Genomic DNA, 13607 nt, shown 5'->3' with positions numbered 1-13607 from the left:
GGCCGGGGGGCAGGTGGGGAAAGCCTTGCCGTCGCCTCCCGCCCAGGCCAGCTATGAATCCGCCACCGCGCGCACCAGCAACACGTCGGTAGGAATCGCCGGCACGATGCGCCGCGAAGTCCCGCCGACCAGCAGATGGAACGCCAGGCCGCGGCGGAAGGCGCTGATCACCACCAGGTCGGCTTCCTTCTCGACCACGTACTCGCGCAGCATCACTTCCGGATGACCGTGCTCGACCAGCGTCAGCACCTGCGCGCGGACCTCGGCCGCCAGCGGCGTGTCGGCGAGGAAGGACTGCATCGTCGCCATCTCCATCCGAGCCAGTTCCTCACCATGTTCCGCGTCGAGCCACAGCGACTTGTAGGGGATGTCCAGCACGTGCATCAGCGCCAGCCGGGCGGTGGGGAACCAGCGGGCGGATGCGATCAGCCCGTGGCGCGACTCGGCGGTGAAATCGGTACCCACCAGCACGTGCGCATAAACCCCGTGCGGACGCTCGCGCACCACCAGCAGCGAGGCCGGCGATTTGCGCAGCAGGAACTCCGTGACATGGCCGAGCGTGCCGTGTGCCGGCGTTTCGCCAGCGCCGAGCACGACCAGTTCGCAATGTTCGCGCGTGGCGGTGTCCAGGATGGTGGCAGCCGGGTCGCCCTCGATCACGTGCAGTACCAGGCCGGCCACATCGTCCCCGAGGTCGCGACGCAACTGCCGCTCGGCCACCGTCGCGGTGGTCGGCGCATGTCGCCAGGAGGGCGCGGGCGTCGCGGGCCAACTGCCTTCGTTGCCGGGGACCAGCACGTGCACCACGTGCAGCTCGGCCTGCCACTGCCGCGACAGTTGCACGGCGCGATCCAGCGCGCGATCGCAACGGCTGCTCAGGTCAGTCGCCAACAGGATCCGCTGCGGCGACGCCGGTGACGTGACGGGGTCGTTCATGCGCGCTCTCCGGTCGAGGTGTGGCGTGGCGGCCTGTCTGGACTATAGAGCTTTCCGCTGGCGCGAGGCGGCCTGTAGACTCGGGCTGACGGCCTTCCACCAGCACCCGCGCGCCCCGTTTCCCCAACGGATGTGCCGCGGTCGTTCGCGCACCGCGCCGGTGGACGCCTCCTCCACGAACGGTGGCCTGATGCCCTACGACACAGCCTCGCTCGCCATCCTCTGCCTGCCCTTCGCGGCGAGCCTCGTGGTGCCGTGGCTGCGCGGTCGGCAGGCGGCGACCGGGTTGATGCTGGTGACCGCGGCGGTCGGGCTGGTGATGTCGGCGATGCTGCATCCGGCGCTGGCCGACGGGACGGCATTGCGCAGCGCCGTGCGCTGGGTGCCTTCGCTGGGTCTGGAGTTGGTGCTGCGGGTGGACGGCTTTTCCTGGCTGTTCCTCATGCTCGTCTGCGGCATCGGCCTGCTGGTGGGCATGTACGCGCGCTACTACATGCCGCCGGAGGATCCGCTCACGCGCTTCTACGCGCTGCTGCTGGCCTTCATGGGTTCGATGCTGGGCGTGGTGATGTCCGGCAATGTGATCCAGCTGGTGTTCTTCTGGGAACTGACCAGCCTGTTCTCGTTCCTGCTGATCGGTTACTGGAACCAGGGCGCGTCGGCGCGCGAGGGCGCGCGCATGGCGCTGATCGTCACCGCCGGCGGCGGCCTGTGCCTGTTCGCCGGCATGATGCTGCTGGGGCGCATCGCCGGGAGCTACGACCTGGACGTGATCCTGGCCGCGGGCGAGCGCGTGCGCGCCTCGGCGCTGTACACACCGATGCTGGTGCTGGTGCTGCTGGGCGCGCTGACCAAGAGCGCGCAGTTTCCGTTCCACTTCTGGCTGCCGCAGGCGATGTCCGCACCCACGCCGGTGTCCTCGTTCCTGCATTCGGCGACGATGGTCAAGGCCGGGGTGTTCCTGCTGCTGCGCTTCTGGCCGGTGCTCTCAGGCACCGATGCCTGGTTCTGGATCGTCGGCGGCGCAGGTTTGTCCAGCCTGCTGCTGGGCGCGGCCGCGGCGGTGTTCCAGCGCGACCTGAAAGCCGTGCTGGCCTATTCGACGATCAGCCACCTGGGCCTGATCACCATGCTGCTGGGCCTGGGCAGCGCGCTGGGCGCGGTGGCGGCGATCTTCCACATCGTCAACCACGCCACCTTCAAGGCATCGCTGTTCATGGCCGCAGGCGCGGTCGACCACGAGGCGGGCACGCGCGACCTGCGCCGGCTCGGCGGCCTGCGCCACGCGATGCCGATCACCGCGACGCTGGCGATGATCGCCGCCGCGGCGATGGCGGGCGTTCCGTTGCTCAACGGGTTCCTGTCGAAGGAGATGTTCTTCGCGGTGGCGGTGTCCACCCACCACGGTCCGGTGGTGGACGTGCTGTCAGCCTCGATCGCGGTCCTGGCCAGTGCCTTCTCGGTGGTCTACTCATTGCGTTTCGTGATCGGCGTGTTCTTCGGCCGGGCGCGCTCGGAGTTGCCGCGCCAGCCGCACGAGCCGCCGCGCTGGATGCGGCTGCCGATCGGCCTGCTGGCGCTGGCCTGCGTGCTGGTGGGCGTGCTGCCGGCGCGGGTGATCGGGCCGTTCCTGCAGGCGGCGGCGCGGGCAGTGCTGGGAGTGGACACACCGGCGTTCGACCTCAAGGTGTGGCACGGGCTGAATGCGCCACTACTGATGAGCGCGGTGGCGTTCGCCGCCGGCTGTGCGACCTACGCCGCGTTGCGCCACTGGTTCGCCTCGCGCGACACCGTGCCGCTGCTGGGCCGGTTGAGCGGACGACTGCTGTTCGAACGCGTGCTGGCGTTGCTGACCTCGAGCCTGCCGGGCGCACTGGAGCGCACTTTCCCGGGGCGTCGGCTGCAGCCGCAGCTGCTGCTGATCGTGCTGGCGGCGATGGTCGCGGCGGGGCTGGCGATGTGGGGTACGCCGCTGCGCTTCGGCCTGCGCGCCACGGGCGTGGACCCGGCCTTCGGGCTGCTGTGGCTGCTCGGCGGCGCCTGCGCGGTGGGGGCCGCGTGGCAGGCCAAGTTCCACCGGCTGGCTGCACTGGTGCTCACCGGTGGCGCCGGGCTGGTGTCGTGCGTGAGTTTCGTGTGGCTGTCGGCGCCGGATCTGGCCGCGACCCAACTGCTGGTGGAGGTGGTCACCACCATCGTGATCCTGCTCGGGCTGCGCTGGCTGCCCAAGCGCATCGCCGGGTTGGCACTGGACACGCCGCGCGCGCGGTTTCGTCGCTACCGCGATGCGCTGGTAGCGGCCGGCGCGGGCTTGGGCATGGCGGCGCTGGCCTATGCGGCGATGCGCCATCCGGTGGCCGATTCGATCTCCCGTTTCTTCCTGGAGCGCGCCTACAGCGAGGGCGGCGGCCACAACGTGGTGAACGTGATCCTGGTCGATTTCCGCGGCTTCGACACGCTGGGCGAGATCACCGTGCTGGCGATCGTGGCGCTATCGGTATTTGCGCTGCTGCGTCGCTTTCGCCCGGCCGTCGAGAGCGTGGACGCGCCCGCGCAGCAGCGCCTGCAGGCGGCCTGGGATGCGGCCGCCGGTACGGATGCGCGGCCGGCGCTGGCCGACTACCTGCGCATCCCGGGACTGATCATCCAGCTGATGGCACCCGTGGTCGTACTGTTCGGCGTGCACCTGTTCCTGCGCGGGCACGATCTTCCCGGCGGCGGTTTTGCCGCCGGCATCACGGTGTCGGTGGCGCTGATCCTGCTGTACATGGCGCGCGGTGCGCGCTGGGTGGAGACGCGGCTGCGCGTGGCCCCGGTGCGCTGGATCGGTGCCGGCCTTTTGCTGGCGGTGGCGACTGGCCTGGGCTCGATGCTCCTGGGCTATCCCTTCCTCACCTCGCACTCGCGCCACTTGGCATTGCCGCTGCTGGGTGAGCTGCCGCTGGCCTCGGCGATGCTGTTCGACCTGGGCGTGTTCGGCGTGGTGGTGGGTGCAACCTCGCTCATGCTGGTGGCGCTGGCGCACCAGTCGCTGCGCCGGCCGCGCGCATCCGTCGATGAACTACCGGAGGACCGCTGATGGAGCTCGTGCTGGCCCTGGCGATCGGCGTGCTGGCGGGCTGCGGCGTATGGCTGCTGCTGCGCCCGCGCACGTTCCAGGTGATCATCGGACTGACCTTGCTTTCCTATGCGGTCAACCTCTTCATCTTCTGCATCGGCGGCCTGCGTACCGGCGCCGATCCGGTGCTGCGCGGTGGCGCCGACCTTTCGCGCTACACCGACCCGTTGCCGCAGGCGCTGGTGCTCACCGCGATCGTGATCGGCTTCGCCACCACCGCGCTGTTCCTGGTGGTGCTGCTGGCCTCCCGCGGGCTGACCGGCAACGACCACGTCGACGGCAAGGACGGTACGCCGTGAGCGCGCACCTGCTGGTCTGGCCGATCGTGCTGCCGCTGGCGGTGGGCGCGCTGCAATTGTTGCTGGGCGAGCGCCGGCGCGGCGCCGTGGCGGCGCTGGGTACGGCCTCCTGCGTGGCGCTGGTGGGGCTGGCCGTGGCATTGCTGTTGCGGGTAGGCGCGGGCGACGAACCGGCCGTGGTCTATCGCATCGGCGACTGGCCGGCCCGCTTCGGGATCGTGCTGGTAGCCGACCGGCTTTCCGCCCTGATGTTGTTGCTCACCGCCGTGCTGGCGCTGGCACTGCTGCCCTGCGCGCTGGGCCGCCGCCGGCGGCCGGGCGGGCCGGTGCAGCCGCTGGTGCAGTTCCTGTTGATGGGGCTCGACGGCGCCTTCCTCACCGGGGACCTGTTCAACCTGTTCGTGTTCTTCGAGGTGCTGCTGGCCGCCTCCTACGGGCTGGCGCTGTATCGGCCGGGCGCGCGGCGGGTAAGCGCCGGGATGCATTACATCGTGGTCAACCTGCTTGCCTCGATGCTGTTCCTGATCGGCGTGAGCCTGATCTTCGGCGTCACCGGCACGCTCAACATGGCGGCGCTGGCGCAATTGGTGCCGCGGGTGCCGGACAACACGCGTGCGCTGATGCACGCCGGCGCGGCGATCCTTGGCATCGCCTTCCTGGTCAAGGCTGCGATGTGGCCGCTGGGCTTCTGGCTGCCGCGCACTTATGCCGCCGCGCCGGCGCCGGTGGCGGCGATGTTTGCGGTGATGACCAAGGTGGGCGTGTACGTGTTGTTGCGGCTGAGCCTGCTGCTGTTCGGCGACGGGGCGGGCCCCGCCTCGGCGCATTTCGGCGCCGGCTGGCTGCTGTGGGGTGGCGCGGCGACCGTGGCGGTGGGCGTGGTCGGCATGCTGGGCGCGCGCGAGCTGGGCAAGCTCGCCGGCTACAACGTGCTGGTGTCCTCCGGCAGCCTGCTCGGCGCGGTCGGCCTGCAGCAGCCGGCGGTGACGGCCGGTGCACTGGCTTATCTGGTCGTCTCGACGCTGGCGATCGCCGCGTTCTTCCTGCTTGCCGGGTTGATCGCGCCGCGCGAGGACGCCGAGGGCGCCTCGCTGCTGGAGCCCTACGACCCGACCGGCATGGCGCTGTACGCCGACGAGGACGAGAGCCCGGCCGGCGTGCCGGCGCCGGTGGCCTTGCTGGGCGCGTGTTTCCTGGTCTGCGCGCTCGTGCTGGCGGGACTGCCGCCGCTGTCCGGCTTCCTGGCCAAGTTCGCGCTGCTGTCGCCGATGCTGGGCGGCGGAGCGGGCGCGGCGGCCCTGTTCGCGCTGATCGTGGCGGCCGGCCTGTGCACGGTGATCGCGATGTGCCGCACCGGCATCCAGGTTTTCTGGGCCGACGAGGATTGGGTGTTTCCCGCCATCCGTGCGGGTGAGGCGGCTTCGGTGGTGATCCTGCTGGCGCTGTGCCTGGGCCTGACCGTGCTGGCCGGCGCCCCGATGCGCTACCTGATGGACACGGCCGCGCAACTGCATGCGCCGCAGCACTACATCCGGGCGGTGCTGCCATGACGCGACTGGTACCGCATCCACTGATGGCCGGCTTCCTGCTGCTGGCCTGGCTGCTGCTCCAGCAGAGCCTGGCGCCCGGGACGTGGCTTACCGGCATGGTGATCGCGCCGGGCCTGGCGTGGGCGTTTGGCAAGCTGCGTGCGCCGCCGGCACGGGTGCGCAACGTACCGCTGATGGTGCGACTGCTGCTGCGGGTGATCCGCGACATCGTGCGCTCCAACCTGGCGGTGGCCGGGATCGTGCTGCGCCGGCGGGGGCGTTTCGTTTCCGGCTTCGTCGAGATCCCGCTGGAGCTCACCGACCCCTACGGGCTGGCGGCGCTGGCCTGCATCATCACCTCGACGCCGGGGACGATCTGGGTCGACCACGATTCAAGGCGCAACGTATTGCTGATCCACGTGCTGGACCTGGTCGACGAGTCGGTCTGGATCGACACGATCAAGCGGCGCTACGAGCAGCCGCTCAAGGAGATCTTCCAATGAGCCATGGCTTCCTCGCGATCGCGGTGGTGGTCGCCCAGCTCCTGCTGCTGCTGGCGATGGCCTGCGCGATCATCCGCATGGTGCGCGGGCCGCGCGCGCAGGATCGCGTGCTGGCGCTCGATGCGCTCTACGTCAACGCGATGCTGCTGTTGCTCTCGATCGGCATCCGCACCGGCAGCGTGCTGTACGTGGAAGCCGGATTGATCATCGCGTTGCTGGGCTTCGCCGGCACGGTGGCGTTTTCCAAGTTCCTGCTGCGCGGAGAGGTGATCGAATGAACCATCTCGACGGCCTGCCGCCATGGGTCGCCGTGCTGGTGGGCGTGCTGGTACTGCTCGGCGCCGGCTTCGCCTTCACCGGGTCCCTGGGGCTGCTGCGCCTGCGTGACTTCTACAAGCGCGTGCATGCACCCACGCTGGGCAGCACGTTGGGTACGTTCTTCATGGTCGCCGCGTCGGTAGTCTGTTTTTCGGCAATGCAGGGGCGGCCGGTGTTGCACGTGATCCTGATCGGCGTGTTCCTCACGCTGACCACGCCGATCACGCTGATGCTGCTGGTGCGCGCGGCGCTGTACCGGCACCGGGTCGAGGACGGACAGCAGATGCCGCCGCGCTGAGGTCCGCACCGGCCGCGCTTCCCGCTTTCGCGGAGTGATGTTTGCCGAAACTCGGGGAAGGATGCCCCTGGGCCAGGGAATCGAGTGATACGAGCCAAAAAGGAAGGGCGCATCGCTGCGCCCTTCCTTCAGTGCCGGCTTGCCAGGTTCAGAACCCCAGGCCGTACGGATCGTTCCCGACCAGTTCGGTGGCCTCGGCCCCGCCGCCCTCGGACAGGCGGATCTTCAGCGCCAGGCCATCGCGCGAGTCGGCCTTGGCCAGCGCTTCCTCCAGCTCGATGCGGCCGCTCTTGTAGAGCTTGTACAGCGACTGGTCGAAGGTCTGCATGCCTTCCTGCAGGCTGCGGTCCATCGCTTCCTTGATCTCGTGGATCTGGCCGCGGCGGATCATGTCGCGGATCAGCGGCGTGTTCAGCAGCACTTCCACCGCCGGCACGCGGCGCCCGTCCTTGCCGATCACCAGGCGCTGGCTGATCACCGCGCGCAGGTTGAGCGCCAGGTTCATCAGCACGTTCTTGTGCGCCGATTCGGGGAAGAAGTTGAGGATGCGCTCCAGCGTCTGGTCGGCGTTGTTCGAGTGCAACGTGGCCAGGCACAGGTGGCCGGTTTCGGAGAACGCGACCGCCGCCTCCATCGTGTCGGTGTCGCGGATCTCGCCGATCATGATCACGTCCGGCGCCTCGCGCATCGCGTTCTTCAGCGCCTCGTGATAGCTGTGCGTATCCAGCCCGACCTCGCGCTGGTTGATGATCGACTTCTTGTGCCGGTGCAGGTATTCGATCGGGTCCTCGATGGTGAGGATGTGGCCGGGCGAGTTGGAATTGCGCTGGTCGAGCATCGCCGCCAGCGTGGTCGACTTGCCCGAGCCGGTAGCGCCGACCACCAGGATCAGGCCGCGCTGCTCCATGATCAGGTCGCGGAAGATGGTCGGCAGTTGCAGCTGGTCGATCGAGGGGATCTCGCTCTTGATCGCGCGGATCACCATGCCCACTTCGCCGCGCTGCTTGAACACGTTGATGCGGAAGCGGCCGGCTTCCTTCACCGCCAGCGCCATGTTCAGTTCCAGGTCGCGCTCGAACTGCGGCACCTGGCCCTCGTCCATCAGCGAATAGGCGATCTTCTTGACCATGCCGCTGGGCAGGCCGGTGTTGCCGAGCGGGTAGAGCTTGCCCTCGACTTTGATGTTCACCGGGGCGCCGGTGGTCAGGAACATGTCCGACGCGCCCTTGTCTACCATCAGCTTGAGGAAGTAACCGATATCCACGAAGGACCCCTGAGGTGGTCGCGCGTTCTTGTGGCGCGTTGCAAAGCAGGATTATGCCTGCCCACAATACGCGGCGACACTGCGCGAGGAATGAGTGATGGTGCACATCTTTTCCCGGCCGCCCGGGCGCATCAAGCGTATCGGCCGGGCAGCCGGTGGCTTGACCCTGGGACTGGCAATGCTGGCGTTGGCCGGCTGCGCCACGGTCCCTCCGCCGGACGCTTCGATGAACCAGGCCCAGGCGCTGCTGCAGTCGGCCCGCGACGCCGGCGCGGCCGATTACGATCCGGTCGACCTCGGGTTCGCCCAGGCCAAATTCCAGCAGGCGCAGTCCGCGATGGCGGCCCGCAAGTACGCCGACGCCGCCAACCTGGCCGAGGAGGCCCGCGCCGACGCCGAACTGGCCCGTACCCGCGCACAGCTGGGCAGCGCCCGCGCCCAGATCCAGGCCAAGGTCGAGGAAAATGCCGGGCTGCGCCAGCAGACCGAGCAGCACCCCCAGCCGGCCCCGGCCGCCGCGCCGGCCTCCGGCAGCAGCGCCCCCGAAACGCTCGAGGACATGCCGGCCCCGTCGGCCTCGGTGTTGTCCGCGCCGCTGCCGCAGGATGGCGGCTTCCAGCCGATGCCCGCGCCTGCGTCGAGCACCCGGACGAACGACGGAGGCCAGCGATGAAGCGCCTTGCCACCACCGCGTTGATTGGCCTGCTTGTGCTGGCCGGCCCGGCCCTGGCGCGCCAGGACGACATGGACGTCAACCGCCTCAACTCCAGCCTCAACCAGCTGGCCAGCGACCCCACCCTGGGCACTTATGCCCAGGCCGAGCAGGCGCTCGCCCACGCCGCGATCGACCGGCTGGAACAGTCCAGCCGCAGCGAGCGCCCGCACGCGCTGTACCTGGCCGAACGTCGCGTCGACCTGGCCAAGGCTGCCGCGCAGTTGCAGGACGCCCGCGAAAAGCTCGACCAGCTCGACCGCGAACACGCGCAGATCCTGCTGGACGCCAGCCGCCGCGAGGCGGAAGCCGCGCGCATGGAACTGGAGCGCCAGCGCATGCAGTACCAGATGGCGCAGGAAGAAGCCGCCCGTCTGCAGCAACAGGGCATGGAGGCCTCGCAGGCCGCCGAGCAGGCGCGCGCGGAGGCCGAGCGTGCCAAGAAGCTGGCCGCCGCGCAGAGCCGCGTCGCCCGCGCGGCTCGCCGTGAGGCCGAAGCTGCCGCCCAGGCCGCGCGCGCCATGCGCTCGCAGATGCAGGGAGACGAGTCCCCCGCGCCTGCCGAAAAGCCCACGCCGAAGAAGAGTTCCAGCAAGGGCGCCAAGGGCCACTGAGCGCCCGTCACGCCTTGCAGGAGCGTCGTTTGGGCGACCGTCCCCCGGTCGCGCCCGACGGCGCTCCCTGCAGGCGGCCATACGTCGCATAGGCGGGCTCAACCGTGGAAATCGCGTGCCCTTGCGGTCTCCCGCGGTGGCTTGCACGCCCCCGGGCGCGGGAGTAGGGTCAGGGCTGCCATGGCGCACCCGTTCCATGGCTCACTGACCTGAAACATGCGCCCATTTTCCCCGAACGATTGTTCCTGTTTCGCGTTCATGCGTACGGGACGTGGGTGCGCGCGCTTCATCCGCCCGCGGGCGTGCCGATCACGCGCCCGCTCATCTCGCGAGGAGGTCGGATCATGTTCGAAAACCAGCAGCGTGACGATGTCGAAGCATTTATGAAGGCCGATGCCGAATTTCGCCGGCTCTTCCAGCATCACCGCGAATTGAAAAGCAAGGTGCACGATGCCGAAATCGGCGTGCTTCCCATCGACGATGTCACCTTGGCCGGCATGAAGAAGGAAAAGCTCCACGCCAAGGAACGCCTGCAACGCATGTGGGATGCGCGAGTCCCACGGATCCACTGATTCCACCGTTTTCCTTGACGGCCCCGGCCCTTCATCGCGAAGCGCCGGGGCCGCGTCGTTTCTGAAGCCCGCACGTGGCGCAAAGGCTGCCGGACGCAACCGTGGCGGGCGGCTCGGTTATCATTCCGGGCTTGTCCAGCGCCCGCGGGCGCCGCCTTTCGACGGAGTTGCCATGACGGTCCACCAAAGCGTGCTCGAACTGATCGGGAACACCCCGATGGTGAAGGCCCAGCGCCTCGATACGGGGTTGTGCGAGCTGTTCCTCAAGCTCGAAAGCGCCAACCCGGGCGGTTCGATCAAGGACCGCATCGGCCTGTCGATGATCGAGGGCGCCGAGCGCGCCGGTAAGATCCAGCCCGGCGCCACGCTGGTCGAGGGCACCGCCGGCAACACCGGCCTGGGGCTGGCGCTGGTCGCGCAGGCCAAGGGCTACCGGTTGATCCTGGTGGTGCCGGACAAGATGAGCCGCGAGAAGATCTTCAACCTCAAGGCGATGGGCGCCGAAGTGGTGCTGACGCGCTCGGACGTGGCCAAGGGCCACCCCGAGTACTACCAGGACATGGCCGAGCGGATCGCCCGCGAAACGCCCGGCGCCTACTTCATCAACCAGTTCGGCAACCCGGACAACCCGCGTGCGCACATCCAGACCACCGGGCCGGAAATCCTCGAGCAGATGGACGGGCGCGTCGACGCGGTGGTGATCGGCTGCGGCTCCTCCGGCACCATGACCGGCCTGTCGCAGTTCTTCGCCGAACATTCGCCGGACACCGAGATCGTGCTGGCCGACCCTGTCGGCTCGATCCTGGCGCAGTACATCAACGAGGGCACGCTCTCGGACAAGTCCGCCAGCTGGATGGTCGAAGGCATCGGCGAGGACTTCCTGCCGACCATCAGCGACTTCTCGCGCGTGAAGAAGGCCTACGCCATCTCCGACCGCGAAAGCTTCCTCACCGCGCGCGAGCTGCTGGCGAAGGAGGGCATCCTCGGCGGCTCCTCCACCGGCACGCTGCTGGCCGCCACGCTCAAGTACTGCCGCGAGCAGGGCACGCCCAAGCGCGTGGTGACGCTGGTCTGCGACACCGGCAACAAGTACCTGTCCAAGATGTACAACGACTACTGGATGCTGGACAACGGCTTCATCGAGCGCCACCAGTACGGCGACCTGCGCGACCTCCTGCTGCGCCCGTTCGCGCAGCGCGACACCGTGGTGGTCGGCCCGAACGAGCTGCTGATGACCGCCTACACCCGCATGAAGCTGTACGACGTCTCGCAGCTGCCGGTGATGGATGGCCAGAAGCTGGTCGGCATCCTGGACGAGTCGGACGTGCTGATGCACGTGCACGCCAACGAGGTGCGCTTCCGCGACCCGGTCTCCACCGCGATGATCACCTCGCTCACCAAGCTTGACGTGCACTCGCCGATCGAAGCGCTGCTGCCGGTGTTCGAGCGCGGGCACGTGGCGATCGTGGTCGACGGCGACCAGTTCCTGGGCCTGATCACCCGCATCGACCTTTTGAACTACCTGCGGCGCAAGGTGCACTAAGCGCCGTCGCGACGCCGTCTTCGCGAAACCGTAACTACGCTCCGCCCTCGCCCCGAAGGAAGCCTGACCCCATGTGTGGAATCGTTGCCGCCACCGCCCAGCGCGACGTCGCCCCGCTGCTGATCGCCGGCCTCAAGGCGCTCGAATACCGCGGCTACGACTCCGCCGGCCTGGCCGTGCTCGAAGCCGGACAGGTCCGCCGCGTGCGCGCCAAGGGCAAGGTGCGCGAGATGGAGGCGTTGTACCTGGCCGACCCGCTGCGCGGCGGCACCGGCATCGCGCACACGCGCTGGGCCACCCATGGCGTGCCGAACGAGGCCAATGCTCATCCGCACATGGTCGGCCGCGTCGCGCTGGTGCACAACGGCATCATCGAGAATTACGCCGACCTGCGCGCCGAACTGCAGGCGCGCGGCCACGTGTTCACCTCCGAGACCGACACCGAGGTGATGGCCGCGCTGATCGAGGAGCGCATCGCCGGCGGCATGCAGCTGCGCGAGGCGGTGCTCGCCACCGTGCGTTCGCTGGAGGGCGCCTACGCCATCGCCGTGATCAGCCGCGACGAGCCCGGCCACGTGGTTGGCGCCCGCCGCGGCGCGCCGTTGCTGGTCGGCATCGGCATCGGCGAGAACTTCCTGGGCTCCGACGCGCAGGCGCTGATCCAGGTCACCAATCGTATGCTCTACCTGGACGAGGACGACGTGGTGGAGATCACCCGCGACAGCGTGCAGGTCTACGGCCTGGACGGCACGCCGGTCGAGCGCGCGGTGCACCAGAGCGAGCTGTCGACGGACGCGGTCGAGCGTGGCGACTACCGCCATTACATGCAGAAGGAAATCCACGAGCAACCGCGCGCGGTCAACGACACGCTGGAGGCGCGCATCGGCCCGCACGGCGTGCTGCCGAACATCTTCGGCGTCGGCGGCGACGAGCTGCTGGCGAAGGTGAAGGGTATCCACATCGTCGCCTGCGGCACCAGCTACCACGCCGGCCTGGTCGCCAAGTACTGGATCGAGGAACACGCGCGCCTGCCGGTCAACGTCGAAGTGGCCAGCGAATACCGTTACCGCGACACGGTGGTTCCGGCCGACACCCTGTTCGTGGCGATCTCGCAGTCCGGCGAAACCGCCGACACGCTGGCGGCGATGCGTGAATCACGTCGCCGCGGCTACCTGGCCACGCTGGCGATCTGCAACGTGCCGGAGTCCTCGGTGGTGCGCGAGGCGGACCTCAAGCTGATGACGCGCGCGGGTCCCGAGATCGGCGTGGCCTCGACCAAGGCGTTCACCACCCAGCTCGCCGCGCTCGCGCTGCTGTGCCTGAAGCTGGCCGAGCAGCGCGGGCTGGACAAGGCGCGCTACGCCGACCTGTGCGCGCAGCTGGCGCACCTGCCGCGCGCGATCGAGGAGGCGCTCCAGCTGGAACCGCAGATCGTGGAACTGGCGGCCTTGTTCGTGCCCCTGGAACACGCGCTGTTCCTGGGCCGCGGCGCACAGTTTCCGGTCGCGCTGGAGGGCTCGCTCAAGCTCAAGGAAATCTCCTACATCCACGCCGAGGCCTATCCCGCCGGCGAGCTCAAGCATGGTCCGCTGGCGCTGGTCGACGAAGCCATGCCGGTGGTCGCGGTGGCGCCCAACGGTCCGCTGCTGGACAAGCTCAAATCCAACCTGCAGGAAGTGCGCGCCCGCGGCGGCCGGCTGATCGTGTTCGCCGATGGCGACGCGCCGATGGATGCGGGCAACGCCACCGGCACCACCCTGCGCATCGACGGCGGCGGCGACTTCATCGCGCCGGCCGTGTTCACCGTGCCGCTGCAGTTGCTCGCCTACCACGTCGCCGTGCTGCGCGGCACGGACGTCGACCAGCCGCGCAACCTCGCCAAGTCGGTCACGGTGGAATGA

General features: G+C 68.9%; 13 protein-coding genes. 11 read left to right on the top strand and 2 right to left on the bottom strand.

The annotated features are described in order from the left end of the window. Window positions 1–51: 51 nt before the first annotated feature. Complete coding sequence (locus tag ACFWZ1_RS14380) at window positions 52–936, bottom strand: universal stress protein (RefSeq protein WP_439666944.1); 885 nt, start codon at window positions 934–936, stop codon at window positions 52–54. 190 nt (window positions 937–1126) lie between these two features. On the opposite strand from ACFWZ1_RS14380, the gene ACFWZ1_RS14375 reads away from it, so the two are divergent. The 6 genes from ACFWZ1_RS14375 to mnhG are packed head-to-tail and all read left to right on the top strand — an operon-like array spanning window position 1127 to window position 7001. Beyond that, window positions 1127–4015 (top strand): monovalent cation/H+ antiporter subunit A, encoded by a 2889-nt coding sequence (locus ACFWZ1_RS14375; protein WP_439666943.1) that lies wholly within the window; start codon window positions 1127–1129, stop codon window positions 4013–4015. Beyond that, window positions 4015–4353 (top strand): Na+/H+ antiporter subunit C, encoded by a 339-nt coding sequence (locus ACFWZ1_RS14370; protein WP_439666942.1) that lies wholly within the window; start codon window positions 4015–4017, stop codon window positions 4351–4353. The genes ACFWZ1_RS14375 and ACFWZ1_RS14370 overlap by 1 nt, the downstream gene beginning before the upstream one ends. Then, the gene (locus ACFWZ1_RS14365; RefSeq protein ID WP_439666941.1) at window positions 4350–5903 is read left to right on the top strand and encodes a monovalent cation/H+ antiporter subunit D; all 1554 of its coding nucleotides are present in this window, start codon (window positions 4350–4352) and stop codon (window positions 5901–5903) included. Before ACFWZ1_RS14370 ends, ACFWZ1_RS14365 begins: the two co-directional genes overlap by 4 nt. Then, the gene (locus ACFWZ1_RS14360; protein ID WP_439666940.1) at window positions 5900–6385 is read left to right on the top strand and encodes a Na+/H+ antiporter subunit E; all 486 of its coding nucleotides are present in this window, start codon (window positions 5900–5902) and stop codon (window positions 6383–6385) included. The genes ACFWZ1_RS14365 and ACFWZ1_RS14360 overlap by 4 nt, the downstream gene beginning before the upstream one ends. Further along, a complete protein-coding gene (locus ACFWZ1_RS14355) occupies window positions 6382–6663 on the top strand; it encodes a K+/H+ antiporter subunit F (RefSeq protein WP_209622171.1) in 282 nt (93 codons plus the stop codon). Before ACFWZ1_RS14360 ends, ACFWZ1_RS14355 begins: the two co-directional genes overlap by 4 nt. Next, the gene (gene mnhG / locus ACFWZ1_RS14350; RefSeq protein WP_439666939.1) at window positions 6660–7001 is read left to right on the top strand and encodes a monovalent cation/H(+) antiporter subunit G; all 342 of its coding nucleotides are present in this window, start codon (window positions 6660–6662) and stop codon (window positions 6999–7001) included. The genes ACFWZ1_RS14355 and mnhG overlap by 4 nt, the downstream gene beginning before the upstream one ends. A gap of 148 nt (window positions 7002–7149) precedes the next feature. Here mnhG and ACFWZ1_RS14345 read toward each other — a convergent pair whose 3' ends face one another. Continuing rightward, a complete protein-coding gene (locus tag ACFWZ1_RS14345) occupies window positions 7150–8265 on the bottom strand; it encodes a PilT/PilU family type 4a pilus ATPase (RefSeq protein ID WP_231321500.1) in 1116 nt (371 codons plus the stop codon). A 97-nt stretch (window positions 8266–8362) separates the two neighbouring features. Between ACFWZ1_RS14345 and ACFWZ1_RS14340 the strand changes: the two genes are divergently transcribed. The 5 genes from ACFWZ1_RS14340 to glmS all read left to right on the top strand — a co-directional run bounded on the left by ACFWZ1_RS14340 (window position 8363) and on the right by glmS (window position 13607). Further along, a complete protein-coding gene (locus ACFWZ1_RS14340) occupies window positions 8363–8938 on the top strand; it encodes a DUF4398 domain-containing protein (RefSeq protein WP_439666938.1) in 576 nt (191 codons plus the stop codon). After that, window positions 8935–9591: a hypothetical protein gene (locus ACFWZ1_RS14335; RefSeq protein ID WP_231321498.1), complete on the top strand. Its 657-nt coding sequence runs from the start codon at window positions 8935–8937 to the stop codon at window positions 9589–9591. The genes ACFWZ1_RS14340 and ACFWZ1_RS14335 overlap by 4 nt, the downstream gene beginning before the upstream one ends. Window positions 9592–9935: 344 nt before the next feature. Beyond that, entirely contained in the window at window positions 9936–10163 is a 228-nt protein-coding gene (locus tag ACFWZ1_RS14330; protein ID WP_231321497.1) for a YdcH family protein, read from the top strand. 172 nt (window positions 10164–10335) lie between these two features. Beyond that, window positions 10336–11706, top strand: coding sequence for a pyridoxal-phosphate dependent enzyme (locus ACFWZ1_RS14325; RefSeq protein ID WP_231321496.1), 1371 nt, complete (start codon window positions 10336–10338; stop codon window positions 11704–11706). 71 nt (window positions 11707–11777) lie between these two features. Further along, on the top strand, window positions 11778–13607 hold the full coding sequence (glmS, locus tag ACFWZ1_RS14320) for a glutamine--fructose-6-phosphate transaminase (isomerizing) (protein WP_231321495.1): 1830 nt from the start codon (window positions 11778–11780) through the stop codon (window positions 13605–13607).

It is taken from the genome of Frateuria sp. GZRe14, from assembly GCF_051900395.1.
In the GTDB taxonomy this organism is placed as follows: domain Bacteria; phylum Pseudomonadota; class Gammaproteobacteria; order Xanthomonadales; family Rhodanobacteraceae; genus Frateuria_A; species Frateuria_A edaphi.
The sequence above is the reverse complement of the archived record's forward strand: the minus strand, read 5'-3'. Positions and strand labels throughout refer to the sequence as shown.